The sequence below is a fragment of the Halomonas sp. Y3 genome, assembly GCF_024137965.1.
GTDB lineage: Bacteria > Pseudomonadota > Gammaproteobacteria > Pseudomonadales > Halomonadaceae > Halomonas > Halomonas mongoliensis.
In genome coordinates this window covers 877,221-903,420 of sequence record NZ_CP099975.1, presented here as the reverse complement: position 1 = coordinate 903,420, position 26,200 = coordinate 877,221, and the positions used below count along the sequence as shown (strand labels likewise).

General features: G+C 66.7%; 21 protein-coding genes, 8 tRNA genes and 2 pseudogenes. 8 read left to right on the top strand and 23 right to left on the bottom strand.

What is annotated here, in order from left to right; translation table 11 throughout:
• Position 1: 1 nt before the first annotated feature.
• The gene (gene hemH, locus NHL60_RS04265) at positions 2–1,102 is read right to left on the bottom strand and encodes a ferrochelatase (RefSeq protein WP_253449401.1); all 1,101 of its coding nucleotides are present in this window, start codon (positions 1,100–1,102) and stop codon (positions 2–4) included.
• Between the two features lie 121 nt (positions 1,103–1,223).
• Here hemH and NHL60_RS04260 point away from each other — a divergent pair.
• Both NHL60_RS04260 and NHL60_RS04255 read left to right on the top strand, forming a co-directional pair.
• Positions 1,224–2,854, top strand: a pseudogene (locus NHL60_RS04260) (cryptochrome/photolyase family protein).
• Positions 2,851–3,249, top strand: a complete 399-nt coding sequence (locus NHL60_RS04255; protein WP_253449398.1) for a thiol-disulfide oxidoreductase DCC family protein — start codon at positions 2,851–2,853, stop codon at positions 3,247–3,249. The pseudogene NHL60_RS04260 and the gene NHL60_RS04255 overlap by 4 nt, the downstream one beginning before the upstream one ends.
• Before the next feature lie 41 nt (positions 3,250–3,290).
• Here the strand turns inward: NHL60_RS04255 and NHL60_RS04250 are convergent, their stop codons facing one another.
• From NHL60_RS04250 to rpsF, 7 genes are all read right to left on the bottom strand, one after another.
• Positions 3,291–3,593, bottom strand: a complete 303-nt coding sequence (locus NHL60_RS04250; RefSeq protein WP_253449395.1) for a DUF6482 family protein — start codon at positions 3,591–3,593, stop codon at positions 3,291–3,293.
• 119 nt (positions 3,594–3,712) lie between these two features.
• The gene (locus tag NHL60_RS04245) at positions 3,713–4,006 is read right to left on the bottom strand and encodes a hypothetical protein (RefSeq protein WP_253449393.1); all 294 of its coding nucleotides are present in this window, start codon (positions 4,004–4,006) and stop codon (positions 3,713–3,715) included.
• A gap of 111 nt (positions 4,007–4,117) precedes the next feature.
• Positions 4,118–5,506 (bottom strand): replicative DNA helicase, encoded by a 1,389-nt coding sequence (gene dnaB, locus NHL60_RS04240; RefSeq protein ID WP_253449392.1) that lies wholly within the window; start codon positions 5,504–5,506, stop codon positions 4,118–4,120.
• Between the two features lie 167 nt (positions 5,507–5,673).
• The gene (gene rplI, locus NHL60_RS04235) at positions 5,674–6,120 is read right to left on the bottom strand and encodes a 50S ribosomal protein L9 (protein ID WP_253449390.1); all 447 of its coding nucleotides are present in this window, start codon (positions 6,118–6,120) and stop codon (positions 5,674–5,676) included.
• A 15-nt stretch (positions 6,121–6,135) separates the two neighbouring features.
• Positions 6,136–6,987 (bottom strand): hypothetical protein, encoded by an 852-nt coding sequence (locus NHL60_RS04230; protein ID WP_253449388.1) that lies wholly within the window; start codon positions 6,985–6,987, stop codon positions 6,136–6,138.
• 12 nt (positions 6,988–6,999) lie between these two features.
• A complete protein-coding gene (gene rpsR, locus NHL60_RS04225) occupies positions 7,000–7,227 on the bottom strand; it encodes a 30S ribosomal protein S18 (protein ID WP_023004506.1) in 228 nt (75 codons plus the stop codon).
• Positions 7,228–7,260: 33 nt separating this feature from the next.
• On the bottom strand, positions 7,261–7,629 hold the full coding sequence (rpsF, locus tag NHL60_RS04220) for a 30S ribosomal protein S6 (RefSeq protein WP_253449386.1): 369 nt from the start codon (positions 7,627–7,629) through the stop codon (positions 7,261–7,263).
• 498 nt (positions 7,630–8,127) lie between these two features.
• Between rpsF and NHL60_RS04215 the strand changes: the two genes are divergently transcribed.
• Entirely contained in the window at positions 8,128–9,525 is a 1,398-nt protein-coding gene (locus NHL60_RS04215) for an NAD(P)-binding domain-containing protein (RefSeq protein ID WP_253449384.1), read from the top strand.
• Positions 9,526–9,600: 75 nt separating this feature from the next.
• Here the strand turns inward: NHL60_RS04215 and rlmB are convergent, their stop codons facing one another.
• Together rlmB and rnr are read right to left on the bottom strand one after the other, a co-directional pair.
• Positions 9,601–10,410 carry a 23S rRNA (guanosine(2251)-2'-O)-methyltransferase RlmB gene (gene rlmB / locus NHL60_RS04210; RefSeq protein WP_253449382.1) on the bottom strand — a complete coding sequence of 270 codons (810 nt, stop codon included), beginning with the start codon at positions 10,408–10,410 and terminating at the stop codon, positions 9,601–9,603.
• A 33-nt stretch (positions 10,411–10,443) separates the two neighbouring features.
• The gene (gene rnr / locus NHL60_RS04205; protein WP_253449380.1) at positions 10,444–12,855 is read right to left on the bottom strand and encodes a ribonuclease R; all 2,412 of its coding nucleotides are present in this window, start codon (positions 12,853–12,855) and stop codon (positions 10,444–10,446) included.
• 233 nt (positions 12,856–13,088) lie between these two features.
• Between rnr and NHL60_RS04200 the strand changes: the two genes are divergently transcribed.
• From NHL60_RS04200 to NHL60_RS04190, 3 genes are all read left to right on the top strand, one after another.
• Positions 13,089–13,175, top strand: a tRNA-Leu gene (locus tag NHL60_RS04200).
• Between the two features lie 33 nt (positions 13,176–13,208).
• A tRNA-Leu gene (locus tag NHL60_RS04195) sits at positions 13,209–13,295 on the top strand.
• A gap of 39 nt (positions 13,296–13,334) precedes the next feature.
• A tRNA-Leu gene (locus NHL60_RS04190) sits at positions 13,335–13,421 on the top strand.
• A 109-nt stretch (positions 13,422–13,530) separates the two neighbouring features.
• On the opposite strand, the gene NHL60_RS04185 is transcribed toward NHL60_RS04190, so the two are convergent.
• The 3 genes from NHL60_RS04185 to NHL60_RS04175 all read right to left on the bottom strand — a co-directional run bounded on the left by NHL60_RS04185 (position 13,531) and on the right by NHL60_RS04175 (position 15,323).
• The gene (locus tag NHL60_RS04185; protein ID WP_253449378.1) at positions 13,531–14,394 is read right to left on the bottom strand and encodes a DNA/RNA non-specific endonuclease; all 864 of its coding nucleotides are present in this window, start codon (positions 14,392–14,394) and stop codon (positions 13,531–13,533) included.
• A 78-nt stretch (positions 14,395–14,472) separates the two neighbouring features.
• Entirely contained in the window at positions 14,473–14,748 is a 276-nt protein-coding gene (locus tag NHL60_RS04180) for an Lrp/AsnC family transcriptional regulator (protein WP_253449375.1), read from the bottom strand.
• Between the two features lie 107 nt (positions 14,749–14,855).
• Positions 14,856–15,323 (bottom strand): methylated-DNA--[protein]-cysteine S-methyltransferase, encoded by a 468-nt coding sequence (locus tag NHL60_RS04175; protein WP_253449372.1) that lies wholly within the window; start codon positions 15,321–15,323, stop codon positions 14,856–14,858.
• Positions 15,324–15,515: 192 nt separating this feature from the next.
• Here NHL60_RS04175 and NHL60_RS04170 point away from each other — a divergent pair, with 192 nt between their 5' ends.
• Positions 15,516–15,830: a high-potential iron-sulfur protein gene (locus NHL60_RS04170; RefSeq protein ID WP_253449370.1), complete on the top strand. Its 315-nt coding sequence runs from the start codon at positions 15,516–15,518 to the stop codon at positions 15,828–15,830.
• A 105-nt stretch (positions 15,831–15,935) separates the two neighbouring features.
• Here the strand turns inward: NHL60_RS04170 and NHL60_RS04165 are convergent, their stop codons facing one another.
• The 10 genes and pseudogenes from NHL60_RS04165 to NHL60_RS04120 form a co-directional block, all read right to left on the bottom strand.
• Complete coding sequence (locus NHL60_RS04165; RefSeq protein WP_253449368.1) at positions 15,936–17,489, bottom strand: SpoVR family protein; 1,554 nt, start codon at positions 17,487–17,489, stop codon at positions 15,936–15,938.
• Between the two features lie 29 nt (positions 17,490–17,518).
• Complete coding sequence (locus NHL60_RS04160) at positions 17,519–18,799, bottom strand: YeaH/YhbH family protein (protein ID WP_253449366.1); 1,281 nt, start codon at positions 18,797–18,799, stop codon at positions 17,519–17,521.
• A 15-nt stretch (positions 18,800–18,814) separates the two neighbouring features.
• Positions 18,815–20,737, bottom strand: coding sequence for a PrkA family serine protein kinase (locus NHL60_RS04155; RefSeq protein WP_253449364.1), 1,923 nt, complete (start codon positions 20,735–20,737; stop codon positions 18,815–18,817).
• A 250-nt stretch (positions 20,738–20,987) separates the two neighbouring features.
• Positions 20,988–22,921 (bottom strand): annotated as a pseudogene (locus NHL60_RS04150) (FAD-dependent oxidoreductase).
• 319 nt (positions 22,922–23,240) lie between these two features.
• Positions 23,241–23,317: transfer RNA gene (locus NHL60_RS04145), tRNA-Asp, on the bottom strand.
• 3 nt (positions 23,318–23,320) lie between these two features.
• Positions 23,321–23,397: transfer RNA gene (locus NHL60_RS04140), tRNA-Val, on the bottom strand.
• Positions 23,398–23,472: 75 nt separating this feature from the next.
• Positions 23,473–23,549: transfer RNA gene (locus NHL60_RS04135), tRNA-Asp, on the bottom strand.
• Between the two features lie 27 nt (positions 23,550–23,576).
• Positions 23,577–23,653: transfer RNA gene (locus tag NHL60_RS04130), tRNA-Asp, on the bottom strand.
• A 41-nt stretch (positions 23,654–23,694) separates the two neighbouring features.
• Positions 23,695–23,770, bottom strand: a tRNA-Val gene (locus tag NHL60_RS04125).
• A gap of 116 nt (positions 23,771–23,886) precedes the next feature.
• The gene (locus tag NHL60_RS04120; RefSeq protein ID WP_253449362.1) at positions 23,887–24,603 is read right to left on the bottom strand and encodes an alpha/beta family hydrolase; all 717 of its coding nucleotides are present in this window, start codon (positions 24,601–24,603) and stop codon (positions 23,887–23,889) included.
• A 167-nt stretch (positions 24,604–24,770) separates the two neighbouring features.
• Between NHL60_RS04120 and ccoN the strand changes: the two genes are divergently transcribed.
• Positions 24,771–26,195: a cytochrome-c oxidase, cbb3-type subunit I gene (gene ccoN / locus NHL60_RS04115; protein ID WP_253449360.1), complete on the top strand. Its 1,425-nt coding sequence runs from the start codon at positions 24,771–24,773 to the stop codon at positions 26,193–26,195.
• The last annotated feature ends 5 nt before the right edge of the window (positions 26,196–26,200 follow it).

The window sequence follows — 26,200 nt, the reverse complement described above, 5'->3', positions numbered from 1 at the left end:
CTCAGGCCTGGCGGCTGACCCAGCCGGCGAGTTCGTTCTCGATCACCGCCAGCAGCGCGGCGATATGGTCGTCGCGATCGTTGAGGCAGGGGATATAGGTGAAGGTCTCGCCTCCCGCCTCGATAAAGGCCTCGCGGATCTCCTCCTCGATCTCCTCCAGGGTCTCCACGCAGTCCGAGGCAAAGGCCGGCGAGATCACCGCGATATGCTTCTTCCCCTGGCGGGCCAGCTCGGCCACGTGCTCCACCGTCTGGGGCCCCACCCACTCCTCGGGACCGAACTGGGACTGGAAGGCGGTCTGGACGGCGTCCGCCTCCCAGCCCAGCGCCTCGCGCAGCAGCCGCGTGGTCTTCTGGCACTGGCAGTGGTAGGGGTCGCCCTCCATCAGGAAGCGCTTGGGCACCCCGTGGTAGGAGGCCACCAGCACCTCCGGCGGGGTCTCGGCGGCGGCATAGCCCTCGCGCACCGTATTGGCCAGCGCCTCGATATAGCGCGGATGCTCGAAGTAGGCGGGCACTGTGCGCAGGGCGGGCTGCCACTTGAGCTGCATCAGGGTACGGAAGGCGTGGTCGTTGGCGGTGGCCGTGGTCGGCGAGGCGTACTGGGGGTAGAGCGGGAAGAAGAGGATCTTCTCGCAGCCCGCCGCCTGCATGCGCTTGAGCACGCTGTCGGTGGAGGGGTTGCCATAGCGCATGCAGAAGTCGACCATCACTCCGTCGCCGAACAGCCCCTCGAGACCCTCGGCCACCTTGCGGGTCTGTTCCCGGGTGATGGTCAAAAGCGGGCTCTCGTCCTTCTCGGTGTTCCAGATGCTGCGATAGGCCTCCCCGGACTTGAAGGGGCGCCGCGACAGGATGATCAGCTGCAGCAGCGGCTGCCACTTCCAGCTCGGGTAGTCCACCACCCGCTTGTCGGAGAGAAACTCGCTGAGATAGCGGCGCATGGACCAGTAGTCGGTGGCGTCCGGGGTGCCCAGGTTGGCCAGCACCACGCCGACTCGGGCGCGCCGAACGGGCGGATGGTCGGCGGGGGCGTGGGCCAGGCGACCCTCGCCGGGGCGGTCCATGGCAGCGTTGGCCGGTTCCTTGGTCGGGGTGGTCATGGCTGGGCTCCTTGATCGATGCGCGCAAAAGATGAGGTGGCGCTAGTGTATCAGGCCCCTCGCCCTGAGGGGTGATCGAGTTGTACTATCATCTATACTTGTACAGCTTGAGGTAAACAACATGCCCCGCCCCCTGGTGCTGATCCTCGGCGACCAGCTGAGCACTGACCTTGCCAGCCTGGGCGACCTGCCCGACGACGCCGTGGTGGCGCTGTGCGAAGTGGCCGGCGAAGGGCGCTACGTGCCCCATCATCCCCAGAAGATTGTTCTGATCCTCTCCGCCATGCGCCACTTCGCCGAGGCGCTGCGCCGGCGCGGGCTGCGGGTGCACTACAGCGCCCTGGACGACCCCGACAACCTGCAGTCGCTGATCCCGGAGGCCGAGCGCCTGGCGGCCCTCTACGGCTGCGACGAGATCCGTGCGGTGCGCCCCGGCGAGTGGCGACTGTGGCAGGCGATGACGGCGCGTGCGGGCGCCCCCCTCCCCTGGCGCCTGATCGAGGACGACCGCTTCTACACCACGCCGGAGGCATTCGCCGCCTGGGCAGACGGCCGCAAGGCGCTGCGCCTGGAGTACTTCTATCGCGAACTGCGTCGCCGTACGGGCCTGCTGATGGAGGACGGCGCCCCCGCCGGCGGCAAGTGGAACTACGACGCCGACAACCGTGAGCCGCTGCCCGATGCCCTCGAGATACCCGCCGCGCCCCGCCACGGCCTGGACGCCACCACCGAGGCGGTGATGGCCCTGGTCGAGGAGCATTTTGGCGATCACTTCGGCGGCCTGGCAGGCTTTCAGTGGCCGGTGACGCGGCGCCAGGCGCTGGTCGACCTGCGCCACTTCCTGGCTCACCTGCTGCCCGACTTCGGTCGCTACCAGGACGCCATCAGCGACAGCGAGCCCTTCCTCTTCCACTCCCGGCTCTCGGCGGCGCTCAATATCGGCCTGCTCTCCCCCCGGGAGGTGTGCGAAGCCGCCGAGCGGGAGTATCTCGAGGGGCGCGCGCCCCTCAACTCGGTGGAGGGCTTCATCCGCCAGATTCTGGGCTGGCGGGAGTATGTGCGCGGCCTCTACTGGACTCGCATGCCCGACTACAAGCGCGGCAACGCCCTGGGAGCAAACGGCGAGCTGCCCGCCTGCTACTGGAGCGGCGACACCGAGCTGCGCTGCCTGCGCCGAGCCATCGAGATGACCCGCGACAATGCCTACGCCCACCATATCCAGCGGCTGATGGTCACCGGCAACATCGCCCTGCTCTGCGACGTCTCCCCCGAGGCGCTCTGTGACTGGTACCTGGCGGTCTACGCCGACGCCTGCGAGTGGGTGGAGAGCTACCCAACGTGCTGGGCATGGTGCTGCACGCCGACGGCGGCCTGATGGGCTCCAAGCCCTACTGCGCTTCGGGCAAGTACATCGACCGCATGTCGGACCACTGCCGCCACTGCCGCTTCGACCCGAAGAAGGCCACCGGCGACAGGGCCTGCCCCCTCAACAGCCTCTACTGGCGCTTCCTCGAGCGCCACGCCGAGACCCTCTCCGCCAACCCGCGCATGAAGCTGATCTACGGCTCGCTGACGAGGATGAGCGACGAGAAGCGCTCGGCCATGCGGGAACAGGCACAGGCCTTTCTGGACGCGCTGCCCCGCTCGAGCGCCTGGCGCGACGCCGCACACGAGCAGCGCCGCCACCACCTGGCCGGCTACGCCTCCGAGCCGGTTCCCCACGAGCCCACGCATCCTGAGGACACCCCATGAGTCGACGCGCCGCCCTCTCCGCCACGCCCCCGGTCACCCTCTATCACGACGGCCACTGCCCGCTCTGCCAGCGAGAGGTGGCCTGGCTCTCGCGCCACCCGCGTCGGGAACGCGTGGCCCTGGTGGATATCCAGGCGCCGGAGTTCGATGCCGAGGCCCTGGGGAAGCGCTTCGAGGCGATGATAGGACGACTGCACCTGCAGGACGCCGAGGGGCGCTGGTTCATCGGCATGGACGCCAGCCGGGCGCTCTACGCCGTGCTGGGGTATCGAAGGCTGGTGTGGCTAAGCAGCCTGCCGGGGGTGGCGGCCGCGCTGGACGCTGGGTATCTCTGGTTTGCCCGCCGCCGGGTGCGCCTGGGGCGCTGGCTTGAGGGACGGCGGCGGAAGCGGTAGGCGGGAAAGGGAGCGCTGTCGCTCCGGGCGGCGTGGGGGCTCTAGAACACCAGCGGCATCCGCGAGGTGAGCGGATCCTGGTAGTGGGCGTCGCGGCCGATCACCTCATCGTGGGGCACGTACTGCACCAGATAGGCACGATGGATGCCGGCGCGCTTGAGCTCCAGATAGACGTCGTCCAGGGCGCGGTAGAGCACCGGCTTGCCCCGGTGGGTCAGCATATGGCGCTGGCCCTCGATGTCCTCCAGCTCCACCTGATAGAAGCGGCTGCCGGCATGGCCGATGACGCGGATCTCGTAGTTGTCATGCTGGGCCGCGAAGGCCTTGAGGTCCTTGAATTCCATGCTTCCCTCCTGGGAATCTTGTGATTGCTGCTCCGCACAGCCTGACGCCATGAGATGACATCTGGATGACGGCTGCATGTGGACGCTATGACCACCGATGCCCGGGAGGGTTCCGCAAGTTACTGGTAGCTGGAGGGATCGATCGCCTTGCCCAGGGAGTTGCGGTCGATCCACTTGCCCGCCTTGGTCTCCTTGTAGCGGAACACCACGCGGTCGCCGACCTGCACCGGCAGCTCGGCGTCTTCGGTCTGGTAGCTGTAGCTCTCCCCCTCCACCACCAGCTGATAGCGGTAGAGGTCGGGCATGCCCAGCCACTCCTTGAAGGGGCCCTCGCGCTCCAGGGACTGGAGTTCACCGCGCGCCTCCAGCTTGGGGGTGCGCTGCCGATTACCGCGCCGGAATCCGCCTGCCATGTTCTCTCCTTTCGCTCGATGCTGTTCGGCCGGCGGCACGGGGTGCCGCTCGGCTCCAGGGGCTCGGCATTATACGGCCCCAGCCGCTCGGCTCAAGCCGGGAGGCCTGACTCACTCGCCGAAGGTGTCGCCGTAGCTGTCCGGCGCCAGATCCTCGAAGCGGGTGTACTTGCCGATGAAGGCCATGTGCACCGTGCCGATGGGACCGTTACGCTGCTTGCCGATGATCAGCTCGGCCAGCCCCTGGTTGTCGGGGTTGTCCGGATTGTAGACCTCGTCGCGATAGACGAAGGCGATGACGTCTGCATCCTGTTCAATCGCTCCACTTTCACGAAGATCCGACATCACCGGGCGCTTGTTGGGGCGCTGCTCCAGGGAGCGGTTGAGCTGGGAGAGCGCCACCACGGGGCAGCCGAACTCCTTGGCCATGCCCTTCAGCGAGCGGGAGATCTCGGAGATCTCGCCGGTGCGGTTCTCGGAGAAGCCGGGGATCTGCATCAGCTGCAGGTAGTCGATCATCACCAGCCCGACGTTGCCGTGCTCGCGCACCACCCGGCGGATACGCGAGCGCATCTCGTTGGGGGAGAGCGCCGCGGTGTCGTCGATGAAGAGCTGCTTGTCCTTAAGCAGGTTGACCGCCGAGGTGAGCCGCGGCCAATCCTCGTCCTCCAGCTGGCCGGTGCGCACCCGGGTCTGGTCGATGCGCCCCAGCGACGAGAGCATGCGCAGCATCAGCGACTCGGCGGGCATCTCCATGGAGAAGACCATCACCGGCTTGTCGCTGGCGATCACCGCGTGTTCCACCAGGTTCATGGCGAAGGTCGTTTTGCCCATCGAGGGCCTCCCCGCGATGATCACCAGGTCCGAGGGCTGCAGGCCCGAGGTCATCTCGTCCAGGTCGCGAAAGCCGGTGGAGAGGCCGGTCATCTCCCCCTTCATGTTGAAGAGCTCATCGATGCGATCCACCGCCTTGGCGAGCAGCTCGCTCATGCCGATGGGCCCGCCCGACTTGGGGCGCTCCTCGCTGATCTGGAAGACCAGGCGTTCCGCCTCATCGACCAGCTCGTCCGCCGGCCGCCCCTGGGGGCTGAAGGCGCCGTCGGCGATCTGGCTGGCGGCGCGGATCAGCTTGCGCAGGGTGGCCCGCTCGCGAACGATATCGGCATAGGCGCGGATATTGCTCGCCGAGGGGGTATTGCGGGCCAGCTCCGCCAGGTAGGCGAGACCGCCCACGGTATCGAGCTGGTCGCGCCCTTCCAGCGCCTCGGAGAGGGTCACCACGTCCAGGGGGCGGGCCGCCTCGGCCAGCTCCGCCATGACGTTGAAGATCAGGCGGTGCTCGTAGCGGTAGAAGTCGTCGGCCACCAGGCGGTCGGCGACGTTATCCCAGGCCTGGTTGTCGAGCATCAGCCCGCCCAGCACCGACTGCTCCGCCTCGAGCGAGTGGGGCGGCACCTTGAGGGCGGCGGTTTCCTTGTCCTGCTCGAGGATCTCAGACATGGCGTGACTCAACCTGGGCGTTGCGGGGAGGCTATTCTACCCCAGACGAGCGGCAGGCCGCATGGGCGAGCCCAACGTCTGCGGCCAGGGCCTGGCCGGGGGTAGCGAAACGACGAGGGGCGCGGGGATCTCTCCCCGCGCCCCTCATCTGGCGCTGCGGACGCGGCTTATTCGGCCACGACCACCACGCGCACGGTGGCGTCGACTTCCGCATGCAGCTGCAGGTGGATGTCGTACTCGCCGGTGGCACGAATCGGGCCTTCCGGCATCTTCACTTCGCTCTTGGCCACGTCGAAGCCGGCAGAGGCGATGGCCTCGGCCAGGTCGCGGGGACCGATGGAGCCGAACAGCTTGCCCTCGTCGCCGGCCTTGGCGACCAGGGAGAGTTCGATCTCGTTGAGCTGCTCAGCGCGAGCCTCGGCCTCGGCCTTGCGCTCGGCGGCCTGGGCCTCGAGCTCGGCGCGCTGGGCCTGGAAGGCCTCGATGTTCTCCTTGGAGGCCGGCACGGCGAGGCCGTAGGGCACCAGGTAGTTGCGGCCGTAGCCGGGCTTGACGGTCACCTGGTCACCCAGGCCGCCGAGCTTGCCAATATTGTCGAGCAGAATGACTTCCATCTCGTTAACCTCTTGTCAGTTGCGGCTGGCGATGCGCCCGCGGAAATCCGCGAAGACGTCGATGAAGGCCAGCAGCAGCACGATCAGAATCATGGGCCAGGTGGTGATCAACAGCACATAGAAGAGGATCAGCCACAGCCCGTTCATCCCTTTCAGTCCGATATAACCGTGTACCAGCGCGATGCCGGCGACCAGCAGCGGTATCCACAGCAGCATGCCGAGTGCCGGCAGCCCGAGCACGGCGCCCACGACCCCGAGGACCACCAGCACGGCGAGCTCCCGGGAGGTGAGGCGCATGGCGTGGAACTCCTCGCGGAAGCCCCCGGGGTTGTAGAGCCCCGCCTGCCAGCTGCGCGCCAGGGCCAGGCAGGCCACGGCGGCAATCAGCACCACCAGCCCCGTAATACCGCCGATCAGCATTCCGGCCAGCTGCTCGGTATCGAGCCCCTGGCTGGCCAGCTCGCTGAGCAGGCGCTCCACCTCGGGAGACCCCTGGCGCAGCTGCTCCAGCATGGGCCCCGCCCCGCCCGGCGGCAGGAAGACGCCGAACTGGATCATCCCGGCGCCGACCAGGGCGCCGGCGATCAGCGCCTCGCTCCAGCGCATGCGGGAGCGCAGCACGACGGCCATCAGCGTCACCAGCAGCACACTGGTCAGCGGAATGACGTCGCCCTGGGCCCACCACCAGCCGGCCGGCACCCCGGCCGCGACGATCACCGGCAGCGCCGGTGACAGCCCACGACGCAGGGTGACCAGGGCCGCGATGGCGGCCCCCAGCCAGAACAGCCAGGGGATCAGCGTGGAGAGGGCGGCCCCGCCGACGGCGTAGGGCGTGCCCCGCATCATCCAGCGGGCGATTGCGAGCATCACGCCAGGCGCTTACTGGTGGCTATCGGTGTAGGGCAGCAGGGCCAGGTAGCGGGCGCGCTTGACAGCGGTGGCCAGCTGGCGCTGATAACGGGCCTTGGTACCGGTGATGCGGCTGGGAACGATCTTGCCGGTCTCGGTGATGTAGGCCTTGAGGGTGTCCAGATCCTTGTAGTCGATCTGCTTCACGCCCTCGGCGGTGAAACGGCAGAACTTGCGGCGGCGGAAAAAGCGTGCCATGTGAAGACTCCTTCAGACGTGCGATGGGTGAGATCAGGCAGTTTCGGCGCGGGGCTTGTCTTCGCGACGGGCGCGCTTCTCTTCCACCGGCTTCATCATCGGGGAAGCTTCGGTGATCGCTTCCTTGCAGCGCACGACCAGGCTGCGAATGATGGCGTCGTTGAAGCGGAAGATGTTCTCGATCTCGTCGAGGGTCTCGCCTTCGCACTCCACGTTCATCAGCACGTAGTGAGCCTTGTGGATCTTGTTGATCGGGTAGGCCAGGTGACGACGGCCCCAATCCTCGAGACGATGCACGGTACCGCCGTTCTCGGTGACGAGGCTGGTGTAGCGCTCGACCATGGCCGGAACCTGCTCGCTCTGGTCCGGGTGGACCATGAACACGATTTCGTAGTGACGCATGGGATCTCCTTGCGGTTTGGCAGCTTCCTCGGGAGGTCTTGACTCCAGGGAAGCAAGGAGGTGATTCGGAAAAACACGAATGCCCGCTCGATGGACGAACGGGCGCAGGTATTCTAGAGAGTACCGACGGGGATGGCAAGCCAAGGCCCCGCCCCATCGCCCGAAGGCGCCTGGGCAGGAGACCGGGACAGCCGCCGGAGTGTTGACAATAATAATCAAACACCCATAATTTGATAACGAAAAATTATGGATCGCCTCGATCCGCTTCACAGGCCCTGCCTGGAAGCGGGCACGCCACCCCGCCGCTCGCCTTGCGCCCGGCGCACCGCACCGCCCTCTCGCCCCGGACCAGGCCCCGCCCCAGGGGAAAGGCCGCATCGAGCCTCATCCATGCTCTCCTCGCCCCACCAGCGGCGCAGGAGGGGGATCTCTTGTTCACCCGATACCGCCGGGGCGCCTGCCAAGCGCGCCACGGCGGCATCCGTCACGGAGTAGCGAATGACCAAACGCGTTGCCATCATCGGCGCCGGCCCCAGCGGCCTGGCCCAGCTGCGAGCCTTCCAGTCCGCCTTCGACCAGGGCGCCGAGCCGGTCGACCTGGTCTGCTTCGAGAAGCAGAGCGACTGGGGCGGCCAGTGGAACTACACCTGGCGTACCGGCCTCGATGCCAACGGCGAACCCGTTCACAGCAGCATGTACCGCTACCTGTGGTCCAACGGCCCCAAGGAGTGCCTGGAATTCGCCGACTACAGCTTCGAGGAGCACTTCGGCAAGCCGATCGCCTCCTACCCGCCCCGTGCCGTGCTCTGGGACTACATCAAGGGGCGCGTCGAGAAGGCCGGCGTGCGCCGCTTCATCCGCTTCAACTGCCCGGTCCGCCACGTGGAGTACCGGGAGAGCGACGGCACCTTCCTGGTCACCGTGCATGACCATGACCGCGACGTGGTCGAAAGCGAGGTGTTCGACCATGTGGTGGTGGCTTCCGGCCACTTCTCCACGCCCAACGTGCCGGAGTTCGAGGGCTTCGACACCTTCAACGGCCGCATCCTCCACGCCCACGATTTCCGCGACGCCCTGGAGTTTCAAGGCAAGAGCGTGCTGCTGGTGGGCAGCAGCTACTCCGCCGAGGATATCGGCTCCCAGTGCTACAAGTACGGCGTGCGCAGCATTACCAGCTGCTATCGCACCCGCCCCATGGGCTTCGACTGGCCCGAGAACTGGGAAGAGAAGCCGCTGCTGCAGCGGGTCGACGGCAACACCGCCTACTTCGCCGACGGCAGCAGCAAGCAGGTGGACGCCATCATTCTCTGCACCGGCTATCTGCACCACTTCCCCTTCCTGCCGGAGTCACTGCGCCTGCAGACCAGCAACCGCCTGTGGCCGCTGGACCTCTACCGGGGCGTGGTCTGGGAGGCCAACCCCAAGCTCTTCTACCTGGGCATGCAGGATCAGTGGTACACCTTCAACATGTTCGACGCCCAGGCCTGGTACGTGCGCGACGTGATTCTTGGGCGCATCGCCCTGCCCGACCGCGACGCCATGGCGGCCGACAGCCGCGCCTGGCGCGAGCGCGAGGAGGCGCTGGAGGACGACGAGGCGATGATCCGCTTCCAGGGTGACTATGTGGCGGGACTGATCGAGGCCACCGACTACCCCAGCTTCGATATCGAGGGGGTCAACCAGACCTTCCTGGAGTGGGAGAAGGACAAGCACGAAGGGATCATGACCTTCCGCGACAAGTCCTACCGCTCGCTGATGACCGGCACCCAGGCGCCACCCCACCATACCCGCTGGCTGGACGCCATGGATGACTCCCTGGAGGCCTTCCTCAATGCCCCCGAAGCGCCCCGCAGCGCCCGGGCGAAAGCCGCGGCGGCGGAGACCTCGGAAGACTGAGCGCAGCACTGCCACCGATACGACAGCGCCTGCCATCCGGCAGGCGCTGTCGTTGATGCCCCAAGGGCACGCCCGCTACGCCGCGGGCGACCGTGCACCACGCTGGCGCACCGCCTCGAAGAGACAGATGCCGGTGGCCACCGAGACGTTGAGGCTCGAGACGCTACCGGCCATGGGCAGCTTGACCAGCAGGTCGCAGGCTTCCCGGGTGAGGCGTCGCATCCCCTTGCCCTCGGCGCCCATCACCAGGGCGGTGGGGCCGGTGAGGTCGGCCTGGTAGAGCAGTCCCTCGGCCTCACCGGCGGTACCGGTGATCCAGACGCCCAGCGCCTTGAGCCGCTCCAGGGCCCGGGCCAGGTTGGTGACCTGGTAGACCGGCACGCTCTCCGCGGCCCCGCAGGCCACCTTGCGCACCGTGGCATTGAGCGGCGCGGCCTTGTCCTTTGCCACGATCACGCCGTGGGCGCCGGCGGCATCGGCGCTGCGCAGGCAGGCGCCGAAATTGTGCACGTCGGTGATGCCGTCGAGCACCAGCAGCAGCGGCGGCTCGGCCCGGGGCCAGGCCTCCAGCTGGAACCACAGCGTCGCCTCGTCGGCAAAGGCGAGCGGCGCGGCGAAGGCGACGATCCCCTGGTGGGCCGCCCCCTGAGCAAGACGCTCGAGCTCGTCCCGAGGACGGCTCTGCACCCGGGCGCCGCGCCGGCGCGCCTCCTCCACCAGCTCGGCCAGGCGGGCACCGGCACTGCCCTCCTGCACCCAGAGCTCCCGAGGCGCCTCGCCCCGCTCGAGCAGGGCGCGCACCGCATGCACGCCGAACACGGCCTCGAGGCCGCCGGGAGTGGCCGGAGCCGCGCCGGAGGCGCGGCGGGGTCGCTTCTGTTTCATCTCATTCATCCTGGCAGTCGAGTCGAAACCAGCTCAGCGGCGCGAGCGGCGCCGACGACCGCCACGCTTCTTGCCATCGCCCTCCCCCGCCTTGGCCGGCGAGCCTGACTCGCCCTTGGGTGCCTTGCCGCCGGCTCGGGCGCGCCCCATGTCGGGAGCATCGTCCACCGCACGGCGGCGGCGCGGCGCACGCTTGGGGCGGGGCTTGTCGTCGGCCAGGGCAAAATCGATCTTGCGATCGTCGAGGTCGACCCGGGCCACCTGCACGCTGACACCGTCGCCCAGCCGGTAGCTCATGCCGCTGCGCTCCCCCTTGAGACGGTGCTTCTCCGGCTCGTAGTGGTAGTAGTCGGAGGGCAGCGAGGTAACGTGCACCAGACCTTCCACGAAGACATCGTCTAGGCGCACGAAGATGCCGAAGCCGGTCACCGAGGCGATGGTGCCGTCGAACACCTCGCCGAGCTTGTCGGACATGAACTCGCACTTGAGCCAGTCCTCCACGTCGCGGGTGGCGTCGTCGGCGCGCCGCTCGGTCATGGAGCAGTGCTCACCCAGCTCGAGCATCTGCTCGAAGGTGTAGGGGCACCACTTGCTGGGCGGCTCCACCGGCGCCCCCTCGGCACGCAGCACCGTATTGGTCTGGCGCGGACCGCGGATCACCGAGCGGATGGCGCGATGCACCAGCAGGTCCGGATAGCGGCGGATCGGCGAGGTGAAGTGGGCGTAGGCGGGATAGGCCAGGCCGAAGTGCCCCTCGTTATGGGGCGAATAGACCGCCTGGCTCATGGAGCGCAGCATCACCGTCTGGATAACGTCGGCATCGGGGCGATCCTTGATCACCTCGGCCAGCTCCTGGTAGTGCTGGGGGGTCGGCTCGTCGCCGCCGCCCACCGAGAGCCCGAGCTCCGAGAGGAAGAGGCGCAGCTTGTCGAGGCGCTCCGGGGAGGGGCGCTCGTGGATGCGGTAGAGCGCCGGCAGGTCGTGCTTGTCGAGGAAGCGCGCCGTGGCCACGTTGGCCGCCAGCATGCACTCCTCGATCAGCTTGTGGGCGTCATTGCGGCTGCGCGGGACGATCTTCTCGATCTTGCGCTCCTCGTTGAAGAGGATCGCCGTCTCGGTGGTCTCGAAGTCGATGGCCCCGCGGGCCTCCCGAGCCTCCCGCAGCACCCGGTAGAGCGAGTGCAGGTTCTTCAGGGTGGGCACCAGCTCGCGATACTCCTCGCGCAGGGCATCGGCGCTCGCGTCGTCTTCATCGAGAATCGCCGCCACCTTGTTGTAGGTGAGACGGGCGTGGGAGCGGAACACCCCCTCGTAGAAGCGATAGCGGCTGATGGCGCCGCTCTGGGAGATGTTCATCTCGCAGACCAGGGCCAGGCGGTCGACGTCGGGATTGAGGGAGCAGAGGCCGTTGGAGAGCAACTCCGGCAGCATCGGCACCACCTGCCCCGGGAAGTAGACCGAGTTGCCGCGGCGGATCGCCTCCTGGTCCAGGGCGCTGCCCGGGCGCACGTAGTGGGAGACGTCGGCGATGGCCACGACGAGCTTCCAGCTGCCGGACTTGGTCTTCCAGGCGCAGACGGCGTCGTCGAAGTCCTTGGCGCTCTCGTCATCAATGGTGACCAGCGGCACGTCGCGCAGGTCGACACGGTGAGCCTTGTCCTCCTCGGCCACCTCGGCGGACATGCTGGCGATCTGGTCGTGGACCTCCGGCGGGAACTCGGCGGGGATCTCATAGCTGCGGATGGCGATATCGATCTCCATCCCCGGGTCCATGCGCTCGCCGAGCACCTCGACCACCTCGCCCACCGGCTGCACCCGGGTGGCCGGCTGCTGGACGATCTTCGCCGAGATCACCTGGCCATCCTTCGCCCCGCCGCAGGCGCTGTGCGGAATGATCACCTCCTGGGTGATGCGGGGGTTCTCCGGGATCAACACCCCGAACTCGGGGGTATTCTCGCGATAGACGCCGACGATGGTCTGGGTGTTGTGGGAGAGCACCTCGGCGATGGTCGCCTCGTCGCGACCGCGGCGATCGCGTCCGCTGACCCGCGCCAGCACGTAGTCGCCGTGGAAGACCCGACGCATCTGCCGCGGCGGCAGCACCAGGTCGGGCTTCTTGCCATCCTCGCGGATCAGGAAGCCGAAGCCGTCGCGGTGGCCAAGCACCTTGCCGCGGATCAGATCGAGCTTGTCGATCAGCGCATAGGCGCCGGCGCGGTTGCGCAGCACCTGGCCATCCCGCTCCATGGCCGCCAGGCGACGACGCACCGCCTCCTGCAGCTCATCGTCATCCAGGCCCAGCAGCCGGCTCATCTTCTCGTGAGTGATCGGCTTGCCATACTCTTCGAGCCGGGCGAGCAGATATTCGCGGCTGGGGGCAGGGTTATCGTACTTGTGGGCCTCGCGGCTGGCGTGCGGGTCGTCGCTGAGCGTCCAGTGAGTCATGCGGTAAGCATCCTTGGCAGGGTCGGGGACGGCAGGAGGGAGGTGGCGCACGGGCGCCGCGGGCATGGGGTCTTGCTGATAAGGTCTATTGTCATGGGCGCAGTATAGCGCCGCGGACGCCACCACCCAACCTCGGCATGCCTCGGCGACGGCGAAGGCTGGCAAAAAAATCCCTCTGGACCGCCCCTTCCCCCTTGCATTGGCGCCGGAAACGGGTAACATACGCGTCGCTTGCCCAGATGGCGGAATTGGTAGACGCGCTAGCTTCAGGTGCTAGTGTCCTTACGGACGTGGAGGTTCAAGTCCTCTTCTGGGCACCATCGCTCTTTTACAGTTTGACTCGCTCGTGCTTCGCCCAGGTGGCGGAATTGGTAGACGCGCTAGCTTCAGGTGCTAGTGTCCTTACGGACGTGGAGGTTCAAGTCCTCTCCTGGGCACCACTCCTTCGGGAGCCGCGAACACGACGAGATGCATGATGCGCCCAGGTGGCGGAATTGGTAGACGCGCTAGCTTCAGGTGCTAGTATCCTTACGGATGTGGAGGTTCAAGTCCTCTCCTGGGCACCACTTCATATCGCATCATGCCGCTGAGCCGGAAACGGCAAAAACAGAGTGATATAAAGGAAACCGCGACACGATCGCGGTTTTTTTGTGCCCGCCTTTCGGCCCCACGACCTCAGAAGCGACCGGGGCGTCTCGCCACCTCCTCCAGGGCCCAGCCGCGGGTCACCACCTCCCCCTCCAGGACCTCGGCGACCGGTTCGGGCAGGCTGGGGAAGAAGTTCAGGCCGGTGCGCGCCTCCACCTCGGCCACGCTGACCAGGTAGTCATCCAGCGGCTCATCCCCCCGCACCTCCTGGGGCATGATGAAGGCCAGCACCCGCGACTCCTCGCCCGGCACCGCGATGATCTTGTAGAAGGCCTCGGGAATCTCCACCAGCCCCACCCGGTTGAGCACGTTGTCGAGGAAGCGCTCCGGGAAGACCGGCCCGGTAATCACCTGCACCTCGCCGAAGCGCGGCACGAAGTGGTCGATCACCACCGCCTCCAGGCGCTGCCACAGCCGCCGATTGAGATCGGGGCGCTGCGGACTCATATTGCTCATGTAGAAGGTGTCGCGCTGGGCCTGAGGGCCGTGCACCACGGCGATGGCGTAGTTGGGCGCCAGATGTCCGCGGTCATAGCCGCTGCCGGCGTAGTGGTCGGCCCCGATCGGCCAGAGGGTGCGCCAGTCGCGCTGGAAGGCGGGTCGCGGCCCGGCACTCGGCTCCTCCACGGCATGCAGGCGATAGCTGACCCAGAGCGGATTGACCCGCACGTCGGACCAGCCCACCAGAAAGCCCTCGTTGCGCAGCACCCGGTGGAAGCTGGTCGGCGACAGGCTCTGCCACTCCGGCACCCCCATCCAGACCAGCTGATCGCGCACCTGGCGCTCCTGGCCATACCAGAGGCCGGAGGTGACCACCACGAAGAGCAGGGTAATGCCGAAGCGGCGCGTCTGGCGGCGCCAGCGCGTCATGGGGGAACGACGACGACTCATCCTTGAACGGCTTCCAGTGAGGGCAGGGAATCAGCGCGGGGCTGCCGGGCGCCCGGGGCACCCGGCTAGGCGCTGGGGCTACCAGCCCAGGGAGAACATGGTCTCGAGATCGTGGCGGGAGTGCACCTGCATGGCGTTGAGGGTCTCGGTGTCGCGAATGCCCTCCACGACATTGAGCCGCTCGGTGACCAGCTCGGCGAGGCTCTCGAAGTCCCGGGTACGGGCGATGGCCACCAGATCGTAGCGGCCACAGGTGGAGTAGACCTCGCTGATCCCCTCGACGTCGGCAAGGCGCTCGGCCACCGCCTTTACCTGCCCCTTCTCGGCGTTGATCAGGATGACGGCATTCTGCATCGGGCACTCTCCCTGCTGCGGCCCGCTAGGGCGCTGTGAATGACAGGCCGGCAATCGCCGGCAGTGGCGCGAGTATAGCAGCGCACCGGGCCGGGCTGAATCGCCGCTCAGCCGGGCAGGCTCCCCTCCAGGGCCAGCAGGAGACGCTTCCGCTCGACGCCTCCGCTATATCCGCCCAGGCCGCCGGCGGCCACCACGCGATGGCAGGGGATCAGGATCGGCAGCGGATTGGCACCGTTGGCGGTGCCGATGGCTCGGGCCGCCCCCTCGCGCCCCAGCCGACGCGCCAGCTCGCCGTAGGTGCGGGTCTCCCCCCAGGGAATCCGCAGCAGCGCCGACCAGACCTCGCGCTGGAAGTCGCTGCCCCTCGGCGCCAGCGGCAGGCTGAAGCTGCGCCGCCGGCCGGCCAGGTAGGCGAGCAGCTGGTCGCGGGCCTCCACCAGGGCGGCGTCGTCACGCCCCGCCCCCTCAGGGTCGGGCTGGCCCTCGGCGGCCAGGGTCAGCTGGCACAGGCCCTCGGGCCTAGCGCAGAGCAGGATCTCGCCCAGGGGCGAGGCAAAACGGCTAAAGATCATCGGGTCTCCCTGTTGCATGACGGGTGCGCGTCAGTTTGCCGCACCCCCAAGGTGCCATTCGCATCGCCACCCTCTCTCTACTAATATGGTCTGGCGAACTCCGCAGGGCCAGCCCTGTCGGAGCAAGAGGTGGCCAACCACCCATTAGCAGACCAGGCAGCCGCCTGATACCGTGATGAACAAGGAGACCCCATGGCCAATCAGAGCCGTCGTGACTTTATGCGCAACAGCCTCATGGGCCTCGCCGCCCTGCCGCTGGGCGCCGGCATCCTCTCCAAGAGCGCCTTCGCCGACACCCTGCCGCGCCTCGACCCGGGCGCCGACCAGGCTCAGGCGCTGAACTATGTCGAAGTCGCCGCCGACGCTGCCGACCACCCGGCCTATGAGGAAGGCGAGTACTGCGACAACTGCATGTTCTTCCAGGCAGGCACCGAAGGCTGCACCCTGTTCCCGCAGAACAGCGTCGAGCCCAAGGGCTGGTGTCAGTCCTGGACCGCCCAGGCCTGATCCCCTCCCGGCAGCAGCATAACGCCGCTGCGATCATTGCGAAACCCGCGCCAAGGCGCGGGTTTCGTCGTTTCAGGCCCTGACGCTCAAGGGAGGGCCGCCCCCTCAGGCCTGAGCGGCAGCCTCCTCGGGCAGCGGCCACTGATAGCGCCTCACCACCTCGTCGCCCTCCATCGACTCGAGATGGACGGGGAAGCCCCACAGCTGGTGCAGGTGACGAATCACCGGATAGACGCTGCGCGCCAGGGGGCGGCGGCTGTCCTGGACGTGGCGCAGGGTGAGCGAGCGGTCGCCGCGGATATCCGCCGAGTAGATCTGGATGTTGGGCTCGCGCACCGAGAGCGCGTACTGGGTGGCCAGGGCCTCCCGGATGCGCCGGTAGCCGCGCTCGTCATGAATCGCCTTCACCTCCAGCATCTCCTCCTGGTCGTCATCCACCACCATGAAGAGCTTGAGGTCGCGAATCACCTTGGGTGAGAGGAACTGCTGGATGAAGGACTCGTCCTTGAAGTTCTTCATGGCGAACTCCAGGGTCTCCCGCCAGTCGCTGCCGGCACTGTCCGGAAACCAGCGGTGATCCTCCTCGGTGGGGGCCTCGCAGAGGCGCTTGAGATCGCTGAAGATGGCAAAGCCAAGGGCATAGGGGTTGATCCCGCTGAACCAGGGGCTGTCGAAGTCGGGCTGGTTGACCACGGCGGTATGGGACTGCAGGAACTCCAGCATCAGCCCCTCGTCCACCAGCCCCTCCTCATAGAGACGATTCATCAGGGTGTAGTGCCAGAAGGTGGCCCACCCCTCGTTCATCACCTGGGTCTGGCGCTGGGGATAGAAGTACTGGGCCAGCTTGCGCACGATGCGCACCACCTCGCGCTGCCAGGGCGCCAGCAGCGGCGCGTTCTTCTCGATGAAGTAGAGCAGGTTCTCCTGGGGCTCGGCGGGGTAGCGGCCGCCGCCGTGCAGCCCCAGGGGATCCTCCTCGTCATGGCCATCCCCCAGCGCCTCCGCCGAGGGGCGCCCGGGAATGGTGCGCCACAGGGTATTGACCTGGGCCTGCAGGTACTCCTCGCGCTCCTTCTGGCGACGCGCCTCCTCCTCGGCGGAGATCGGCGAGGGGCGCTTGTAGCGGTCGACGCCGTAGTTCTGCAGGGCATGGCAGGCGTCGAGCAGCTGCTCCACCGCCCGCACCCCGTGACGCTCCTCGCACTGGGCGATGTACTTCCGAGCGAACACCAGGTAGTCGACGATGGAGCCGGCGTCGGTCCAGGCACGAAACAGGTAGTTGCCCTTGAAGAAGGAGTTGTGGCCGTAGCAGGCGTGGGCCATCACCAGCACCTGCATCATCAAGGAGTTCTCCTCCATCAGGTAGGCGATGCAGGGGTCGGAGTTGATCACCAGCTCGTAGGCCAGCCCCATCTGACCGCGCCGATAGGCCTGCTCCACGGCGAGGAACTGCTTGCCGAAGGACCAGTGGTGGTAGCCCACCGGCATGCCGACGCTGGCATAGGCGTCCATCATCTGCTCGGTGGTGATCACCTCGATCTGGTTGGGGTAGGTGTCGAGCCGGTACTCGTCGGCCAGCCGGGCGATCTCGCGCTCGAACTCGGCCAGGGTCTCGAAGTTCCAGTCGGAACCGGTGGCAATGGGCTTGCGTCGTGTCATGGATGCCTCCTCGGCGAGTCGCTGCCCCTTCAGCCGGCGACGCGCCGCTTGAACAGCTCGCGGAACACCGGATAGATATCGCCGGCCTCGACGATCTGACGCATGGCAAAGCGCGCAGGAAACTCCGCGGCCACGCTCTCGTACTCCTCCCACAGCGCCTGGTGCGCATGGGGCGTGATCTCCACGTAGGTGTAGTACTGAAGGCGCGGCATCAGCTTCTTGATCAGCAGATCGCGGCAGGTCACGGAGTCATCGTCCCAGTTGTCGCCGTCCGAGGCCTGGGCCACATAGAGGTTCCACTGCCCCGGCGGGTAGCGGTCATCGATGATCTCGTCGACCAGGGTAAGCGCGCTGGAGACGATGGTGCCGCCGGTCTCCCGGGAGTAGAAGAACTCCTCCTCGTCCACCTCCTTGGCCGCGGTGTGGTGGCGCACGAAGACCAGCTCGACCTTCTCGTAGCTGCGCTCCAGGAAGAGGTAGAGCAGCAGGAAGAAGCGCTTGGCGATGTCCTTGTGGGCCTGGGTCATGGAGCCGGAAACGTCCATGATGCAGAACATCACCGCCTTGCTCGACGGCATCGGCTGGTTGACGAGATGGTTGTAGCGCAGGTCGAAGGTGTCGATGAAGGGCACCGCCTCGAGGCGCTTCTCCAGGCGCTCGATCTCGACCCTGAGCTCAGCGATGCGCGCCGGGTTGCGCAGCACCGGATCCTTGCTCTCCTCGACCTCCAGGGCCTCACGGGCCTCGCGCAGGGCTCGGCGGATCGGCGCCCGCATGGCGATGCGCCGGGCCTGGGCCTCGCGCATGGAGCGCACGATATTGATCCGCGCCGGCACGCCGTCCCGGGACACCCCGGCGCGCACCGGGCGCACCTCGTCGAGGTCCACCAGCGACTTGCGCTCCAGATGGGGAAGCTCCAGGCCGTCGAAGACGAAGTCGAGGAACTCCTCCCGGGAGAGGGTAAAGGCGAACTCGTCCATGCCCTCGCCCTGGTTCGAGGCGCTGCCCTCGCCGGCGCCCCCGCCCCCACCGCCGCCCGGGCGGCGCAGGCGATCTCCCTCCACGAACTCCTTGTTGCCCGGGGCAACAATGGTCCGCCGCCCGCCGGTGCCGTGCTGAAAGACCGGCTCCGAGATATCCCGAGCGGGAATCGACACCTTCTCGCCACGCTCCATGTCGGTGATGGAGCGGCGATTGACCGCCTCCTCCACCGAGCGCTTGATATGGGTGCGGTAGCGGTCCAGGAAGCGCTGCCGGTTGACGGCGCTCTTGTGCCGAGCGTTGGGGCGACGATCGATGAAATAGGTCATGCCGACCTCCTCGCACTACTGCGACTTGCGCACCCGCAGGTACCACTCGGAGAGCAGGCGCACCTGCTTCTCGGTGTAGCCCCGATCGACCATCCTGGCCACGAAGTCCTCGTGCTTCTTCTGGTCCGACTGAGAGGCCTTGGCGTTGAAGGAGATGACCGGCAAGAGCTCCTCGGTGTTGGCGAACATCTTGTGCTCGATCACCCCGCGCAGCTTCTCGTAGGACTGCCAGCTGGGATTCATGCCGTTGTTCTGGGCCCGGGCCCGCAGCACGAAGTTGACCACCTCGTGGCGGAAGTCCTTGGGATTGGAGATCCCCGCCGGCTTCTCGATCTTCTCCAGCTCCTCGTTGAGGGCCTGGCGGTTGAAGAGCTCGCCGGTCTCGGGGTCGCGATACTCCTGATCCTGGATCCAGAAGTCGGCATAGGTGACGTAGCGGTCGAAGATGTTCTGGCCATATTCGGAGTAGGACTCCAGGTAGGCGGTCTGGATCTCCTTGCCGATGAAGTCGACGTAGCGCGGTGCCAGGTACTCCTTGATGAAGCGCAGGTAGCGCTCGAAGGTCTCCCGGGGAAGCTGCTCCTGCTCCAGGCGCTGCTCCAGCACATAGAGCAGGTGCACCGGGTTGGCGGCCACCTCGTGACTGTCGAAGTTGAACACCTTGGAGAGGATCTTGAAGGCGAAGCGGGTGGAGAGGCCATCCATCCCCTCGTCGACCCCGGCAGAGTCGCGATACTCCTGGATCGACTTGGCCTTGGGGTCGGTATCCTTGAGGTTCTCGCCGTCGTAGACCCGCATCTTGGAGTAGATGCTGGAGTTTTCGGTCTCCTTGAGCCGCGAGAGCACCGAGAACTGGGCCAGCATGCGCAGGGTGTCCGGAGCGCAGGGCGCCTCATTGAGGGAGGAGTGCTCGAGCAGCTTCTGGTAGATCTTCACCTCCTCGGAGACCCGCAGGCAGTAGGGCACCTTGACGATGTAGACCCGGTCGAGGAAGGCCTCGTTGTTGCGGTTGTTGCGAAACGCCTGCCACTCGCTCTCGTTGGAGTGGGCCAGGACGACCCCCTCGAAGGGAATGGCCCCCATCCCCTCGGTGGGGTTGTAGTTGCCCTCCTGGGTCGCGGTGAGCAGCGGATGCAGCACCTTAATCGGCGCCTTGAACATCTCCACGAACTCCATCAGCCCCTGGTTGGCCCGGCACAGGCCGCCGGAGAAGCTGTAGGCGTCGGGGTCATCCTGGGAGTACATCTCCAGCTGACGGATATCCACCTTGCCCACCAGCGACGAGATGTCCTGGTTGTTCTCGTCGCCGGGCTCGGTCTTGGAGATGGCGATCTGATTGAGGCGCGAGGGGTAGAGCCGCACCACCCGGAACTGGGAGATATCGCCGCCATACTCCTTGAGCCGCTTGGCCGCCCAGGGCGACATCACGCTCTTGAGGTAGCGCCGCGGGATGCCGTACTCCTTCTCGAGCAGCTCGCCATCCTCCTCGGGCGAGAAGAGGCCCAGCGGCGACTCATAGACCGGGGAGCCCTTGATCGCATAGAAGGGCACCCGCTCCATCAGCAGCTTGAGCCGCTCGGCCAGGGACGACTTGCCGCCCCCCACCGGCCCCAGCAGATAGAGAATCTGCTTGCGCTCCTCGAGGCCCTGGGCGGCGTGCCGGAAGTAGGCAACGATCTGCTCGATCGCCTCCTCCATGCCGTAGAACTCCGAGAACGCCGGGTAGCGGCGAATCACCTTGTTGGAGAAGATGCGCGAAAGGCGCGGATCCTTGGCCGTATCGATCACCTCGGGCTCACCGATGGCCTCGAGCATGCGCTCGGCGGCCGAGGCGTAGGCCACGGGCTCCCGGCGACACAGCTCCAGATACTCCTCGAGGCTCAGCTCCTCCTGCTGGACCCGAGCGTAGCGGTTCTGTACATGGTCGAAGATGCTCATCACTGCCTCCTTGAAACCCGAAGAGTCGACGCCCGTTTCATCAAGGGGGGGCGCCCGGGACGGGGTAACCTCAGCGTAGGTCAGGCCTGCACAATATCAGCGGACATCGAATCAACGCTTGAGCCATTTACCCCTGAGAGCCCGGGGAGACGAGGAGGTTCGAGGCGAAGGCCGCGACCGTTAAACGTTGAAAGGACGCAGCCTCTCCGAGCGGGGCTCGGAGAGGCTGCGGCGGGAGGACGGAGCGGAGTCAGAGCGCCGCGGCGACCCGGGTCCCCTGGTCGATGGCGCGCTTGGCATCGAGTTCGGCGGCCTCATCGGCGCCGCCGATCAGGTGCACCTCGACGCCCGCCGCCTGGAGCGGCGCCAGCAGGTCGCGCACCGGCTCCTGGCCGGCACAGACCACCACGCTGTCGACCTCGAGCAGACGCGGCTCTCCCCCCACTCGCAGATGCAGGCCGGCATCGTCGACGCCCAGGTACTCGCAGCCGGCCAGCGTTTCAACGCCGCGCTGCTTGAGCGAGGCGCGGTGCACCCAGCCGGTGGTCTTGCCGAGGCCCTTCCCGGGCTTGGAGGCCTTGCGCTGGAGCAGGAAGACCCGGCGCGGCACCTCGGGGCGCCGCGGCGCCTTGAGGCCACCCGGGGTCGCAACCGCGAGATCCACCCCCACTCCTCGCACCAGGCCTCGGCGTCCAGGGCGGGCCGCCCCACCTGGGTCAGCAGCTCGGCCACATCGAAGCCGATGCCGCCGGCACCGATGATCGCCACCCGCCTGCCGACCCGCTCCGGATGCAGGATCGCCGTGGGGTAGCCGATCACCTTGGGGTGGTCGCTGCCGGGCAGTTCGAGCCGGCGCGGCCGCACGCCGCTGGCCAGCACCACCCCGTCGAAGGCCGCCAGCGCCTGGGCATCCGCCTCGCAGCCGAGCCGCACCCGCACGCCATGCTTGTCGAGCATCACCCGGAAGTAGCGCAGGGTCTCGTCGAACTCCTCCTTGCCGGGAATGCGCCGGGCATAGTTGAACTGCCCGCCCAGCTCGGCACTTCGCTCGAAGAGGGTCACCGCATGGCCGCGGCGGGCGGCGGTCACCGCCGCGGCCAGGCCCGCGGGCCCGCCGCCCACCACGGCGATGCGCCGCGGCGCACGGGCGGGCTCGATCACCAGTTCGGTCTCGTGGCCGGCGCGCGGGTTGACCAGGCAGGAGGTCGCCTTGCCCGCGAAGGTGTGGTCGAGGCAGGCCTGGTTGCAGGCGATGCAGGTGTTGATCTCCTCGCTCCTGCCCTCGGCGGCCTTGGTCACCCAGGCCGGGTCGGCCAGGAAGGGGCGCGCCATGGAGACCATGTCCGCATGGCCCTCGGCCAGCACCCGCTCCGCCACCTCCGGCATGTTGATGCGGTTGGTGGTGATCAGCGGCACCGCGAGCTCGGCCTTGAGCCGCCGCGTCACCTCGGTGAAGGCCGCCCGCGGCACGCTGGTGACGATGGTCGGCACCCGCGCCTCGTGCCAGCCGATCCCGGTATTGATGAGGCTGGCGCCGGCCGCTTCGATGGCGCGCCCCAGGGCCACCACCTCGTCATGGGTGCTGCCCTCCTCCACCAGGTCGATCATGGAGAGGCGGAAGATGACCAGGAACGTCTCACCCACCGCCTCGCGGATGCGCCGCACGATCTCCACGGGAAACCGCATACGCTTCTCGAAGCTGCCGCCCCAGGCGTCGTCCCGATGGTTGGTGCGCCGGCAGACGAACTGGTTGATCAGGTAACCCTCGGAGCCCATCACCTCCACCCCGTCATAGCCCGCCTGCTGCGCCAGGGTCGCGCAGCGCACATAGTCGGCGATCTGCTTCTCGACGTCCTCGGCGGAGAGCTCCCGAGGCGTGAAGGGGTTGATCGGCGCCTGGATCGCCGAGGGGGCGACCAGCTCCGGCGAATAGGCGTAGCGGCCGGCGTGAAGGATCTGCAGGCAGAGGCGCCCACCCTCGGCGTGAACCGCCTCTACCAGGCGGCGATGATCGGGCAGCTGCGCCTCTCCCTCCAGGGTGGCGGCGCCCTGGAAGACGGCGCCCTCCGGGTTGGGGGCGATGCCGCCGGTGACGATCAGCGCCACCCCCTCCCGGGCCCGCTCGGCATAGAAGGCGGCCAGACGCTCGAAGCCGCCGGGCGCCTCCTCCAGATTGGTGTGCATGGAGCCCATCAGCACCCGGTTGGGCAGCGTCAGATGGCCCAGCGACAGGGGGCTCAAGAGATGGGGGTAGGCAGTCACGGCATGCTCCTTGTTGTTGATATAGAACTGTTGATCTACGGCTGTTGATCCACAGCTGCGGGTCCAAATTCAAACAACTGTATGACAGTGGACGCAAGGGCGCAAAGCCTAAAGAAAGAAACGACCAGGGAGCCGGAAGGGGAAGGGAAAGGCAAAAACGAAAAAGCCCCGAGCGTAAAGGCTCGAGGCTTCGGGAATTCGTGTGCATCCAGATGCACAGGCAGACGACACTTGCAGCAGATGGCGGACCGGACGGGACTCGAACCCGCGACCTCCGGCGTGACAGGCCGGCATTCTAACCAACTGAACTACCGGTCCGCGTGGTGGGTGATACCGGATTCGAACCAGTGACCCCCAGCATGTGAGGCTGGTGCTCTAACCAACTGAGCTAATCACCCACGAAGACTGCAAAGCGTGCTGCGTTTTCTACTACTGCTACTGCCATTTTTGCTACTGCTGTCAGGCCATCATCATGGCGGACCGGACGGGACTCGAACCCGCGACCTCCGGCGTGACAGGCCGGCATTCTAACCAACTGAACTACCGGTCCACAAGATGACACCTGTCAAAAACACGTTGGCGGACCGGACGGGACTCGAACCCGCGACCTCCGGCGTGACAGGCCGGCATTCTAACCAACTGAACTACCGGTCCGCTGCGTGCTTTCTACGTGATCCACGACTGCCCGAGGGCAATGGTGGGTGGTACAGGGTTCGAACCTGTGACCCCCAGCTTGTAAGGCTGGTGCTCTCCCAGCTGAGCTAACCACCCCTGGTCACGTGGCGCTGCATTCTACAGGGGCCGGACCCAATGTCAACGCTTTTTGCCACGAGTGGGGCACATCCGCATTCCGGTGGCTTTTCATCGGCTTGCCCGAGGCCTGAGGATCAGGCCTGGCGCGCCAGGAAATCGGCGATCGCCGCAGCCCCCTCCTCGATCAGCCCCCCCTGGGTCAAACCGCTGGCACGGCGCGGCTGCCAGTCATGATCCCCGTCCTCGAGGAAGTGGACCCGTGCCGCTCCCAGATCATAGCCGGCGATCTCCTCACGGCTGCCGAAGGGGTCGCGGCTTCCCTGGACCACCAGGGTCGGACAGGCGATCAGCGGCCAGTGGGCAAGGCGCAGAGTCTCAGGCCGGCGCGGCGGATGGAAGGGGTAGCCGCACAGCACCAGGCCAGCGGCGCCGTCGCGCGCCGCCACCAGGCTGGCCACGCGACCGCCCAGGGATTTTCCACCCAGCCAGAGCGGAGGGAGCCCAGGGTGTGTCAGAATGTCGCACCAGCGAGACAGCTCCTCCACCAGGCGATCGACTTTAGGAGGGGGACGTCGGCGCGCCTCACGACGCATCTGCTGCAGGTAGGCAAACTCGATGGCCAGGGTCTGGACACCGCGTTCGGCCAGGGCATCGCGGCTGCGTTCCAGGAACGTGGAATCCTGGCCGGCGCCCGCCCCGTGGGCCATCAGCAGGCGACCGATACGCGCCTCGCCGCGCACCTCCAGGGGACCTTCCGGCAGCCACCAGCGCCCCTGTTCACCCTGTGCCAGACGCTCCCCGCACTCCTCGGTGGTAATGGGGGCATAATCCGGATAAGCATAATGCGACACTACGACTCCTTGACGAGTTCGGCGCCTACACCGATTGGCGTGTTCAGGATTGAGGCGGGCTGCGCTAGAATCCCGACCGTCTTGACCTGCATCATCCTGGGGCAGCTGGATCCGTGACAAACTGACGCAGCTTCAACCCCCGCTACCGCGTTCGATGGGAACCTGACATGAGCACAGCACTGGAACACCCGACCTACAACTACAAGGTAGTTCGGCAGTTCGCGATCATGACAGTCGTGTGGGGCATCGTGGGCATGACCCTCGGTGTCATCCTCGCCGCACAGCTGGTATGGCCGCAACTCAATCTGGACCTGCCTTGGACGAGCTTCGGCCGTCTGCGTCCGCTTCACACCAACGCCGTGATCTTCGCCTTCGGCGGCTCGGCGCTGTTCGCCACCTCCTACTACGTGGTGCAGCGGACCTGTCAGACCCGGCTGTGGTCCGACAAGCTCGCCGCCTTCACCTTCTGGGGTTGGCAAGCCGTGATCCTGTCGGCGGTGATCACCCTGCCGCTGGGCTACACCACCACCAAGGAGTACGCCGAGCTGGAGTGGCCGATCAATATCCTGATCGCGGTGGTGTGGGTGACCTACGCCCTGGTCTTCCTGATGACCATCAAGCAGCGCAAGACCTCCCACATCTACGTGGCCAACTGGTTCTTCGCCGCCTTCATCCTGACCGTCGCGGTGCTGCATATCGTCAACAATGCCGCCATTCCGGTCACCGCCATGTACTCCATCTCCATCTACTCCGGCGCCATCGACGCCATGGTGCAGTGGTGGTACGGCCACAACGCGGTAGGCTTCTTCCTGACCGCCGGCTTCCTGGGGATGATGTACTACTTCGTACCCAAGCAGGCCGAGCGTCCGGTCTACTCCTACCGGCTCTCCATCGTCCACTTCTGGGCGCTGATCATGGTCTACATGTGGGCCGGCCCGCACCACCTGCACTACACCGCCCTGCCCAACTGGGCGCAGTCCCTGGGCATGATCATGTCGATCATCCTGCTCGCACCCTCCTGGGGCGGCATGATCAACGGCATGATGACCCTCTCCGGCGCCTGGCATAAGCTGCGCACCGACCCGACCCTGCGCTTCCTGGTGGTGGCCCTCTCCTTCTACGGCATGTCCACCTTCGAAGGCCCGATGATGGCGGTCAAGACCGTCAACGCCCTCTCCCACTACACCGACTGGACCATCGGTCACGTACACGCCGGGGCACTCGGCTGGGTGGCGATGATCACCATCGGTTCCATGTACCACCTGATCCCGCGTCTGTTCGGCCGCACCGAGATGCACTCCGTGAGCCTGATCGCCGTGCACTTCTGGCTGGCTACCATCGGCACCGTGCTCTACATCGCCTCCATGTGGGTCAACGGCATCCTGCAGGGCCTGATGTGGCGCGCCATCAACCCCGACGGCACCCTGATGTACACCTTCATCGAGTCCGTCGAGGCCAGCGGCCCCGGCTACATCGTGCGCCTGATCGGCGGCCTGTGCTGGGTCGTGGGCATGCTGATCATGGCCTACAACGTCACCATGACCGTCAAGCGCGGCGAAGGCGCTCGTCAGCCGCTTCCGCAGACTGCATGAGCCAA

Excerpts from the sequence above, each read along its gene's own strand:
- NHL60_RS04165 (WP_253449368.1), bottom strand. The coding sequence starts at position 17,489 with ATGACACGACGCAAGCCCATTGCCACCGGTTCCGACTGGAACTTCGAG.
- NHL60_RS04230 (WP_253449388.1), bottom strand. The coding sequence starts at position 6,987 with ATGCTCGCAATCGCCCGCTGGATGATGCGGGGCACGCCCTACGCCGTC.
- NHL60_RS04215 (WP_253449384.1), top strand. The coding sequence starts at position 8,128 with ATGACCAAACGCGTTGCCATCATCGGCGCCGGCCCCAGCGGCCTGGCC.
- dnaB (WP_253449392.1), bottom strand. The coding sequence starts at position 5,506 with ATGTCTGAGATCCTCGAGCAGGACAAGGAAACCGCCGCCCTCAAGGTG.
- NHL60_RS04250 (WP_253449395.1), bottom strand. The coding sequence starts at position 3,593 with ATGGAATTCAAGGACCTCAAGGCCTTCGCGGCCCAGCATGACAACTAC.
- NHL60_RS04255 (WP_253449398.1), top strand. The coding sequence starts at position 2,851 with ATGAGTCGACGCGCCGCCCTCTCCGCCACGCCCCCGGTCACCCTCTAT.
- rplI (WP_253449390.1), bottom strand. The coding sequence starts at position 6,120 with ATGGAAGTCATTCTGCTCGACAATATTGGCAAGCTCGGCGGCCTGGGT.
- rlmB (WP_253449382.1), bottom strand. The coding sequence starts at position 10,410 with ATGAAACAGAAGCGACCCCGCCGCGCCTCCGGCGCGGCTCCGGCCACT.
- NHL60_RS04180 (WP_253449375.1), bottom strand. The coding sequence starts at position 14,748 with ATGCAGAATGCCGTCATCCTGATCAACGCCGAGAAGGGGCAGGTAAAG.
- NHL60_RS04160 (WP_253449366.1), bottom strand. The coding sequence starts at position 18,799 with ATGACCTATTTCATCGATCGTCGCCCCAACGCTCGGCACAAGAGCGCC.
- ccoN (WP_253449360.1), top strand. The coding sequence starts at position 24,771 with ATGAGCACAGCACTGGAACACCCGACCTACAACTACAAGGTAGTTCGG.
- NHL60_RS04175 (WP_253449372.1), bottom strand. The coding sequence starts at position 15,323 with ATGATCTTTAGCCGTTTTGCCTCGCCCCTGGGCGAGATCCTGCTCTGC.
- NHL60_RS04170 (WP_253449370.1), top strand. The coding sequence starts at position 15,516 with ATGGCCAATCAGAGCCGTCGTGACTTTATGCGCAACAGCCTCATGGGC.
- rnr (WP_253449380.1), bottom strand. The coding sequence starts at position 12,855 with ATGACTCACTGGACGCTCAGCGACGACCCGCACGCCAGCCGCGAGGCC.
- hemH (WP_253449401.1), bottom strand. The coding sequence starts at position 1,102 with ATGACCACCCCGACCAAGGAACCGGCCAACGCTGCCATGGACCGCCCC.
- rpsF (WP_253449386.1), bottom strand. The coding sequence starts at position 7,629 with ATGCGTCACTACGAAATCGTGTTCATGGTCCACCCGGACCAGAGCGAG.
- NHL60_RS04155 (WP_253449364.1), bottom strand. The coding sequence starts at position 20,737 with ATGAGCATCTTCGACCATGTACAGAACCGCTACGCTCGGGTCCAGCAG.
- rpsR (WP_023004506.1), bottom strand. The coding sequence starts at position 7,227 with ATGGCACGCTTTTTCCGCCGCCGCAAGTTCTGCCGTTTCACCGCCGAG.
- NHL60_RS04245 (WP_253449393.1), bottom strand. The coding sequence starts at position 4,006 with ATGGCAGGCGGATTCCGGCGCGGTAATCGGCAGCGCACCCCCAAGCTG.
- NHL60_RS04185 (WP_253449378.1), bottom strand. The coding sequence starts at position 14,394 with ATGAGTCGTCGTCGTTCCCCCATGACGCGCTGGCGCCGCCAGACGCGC.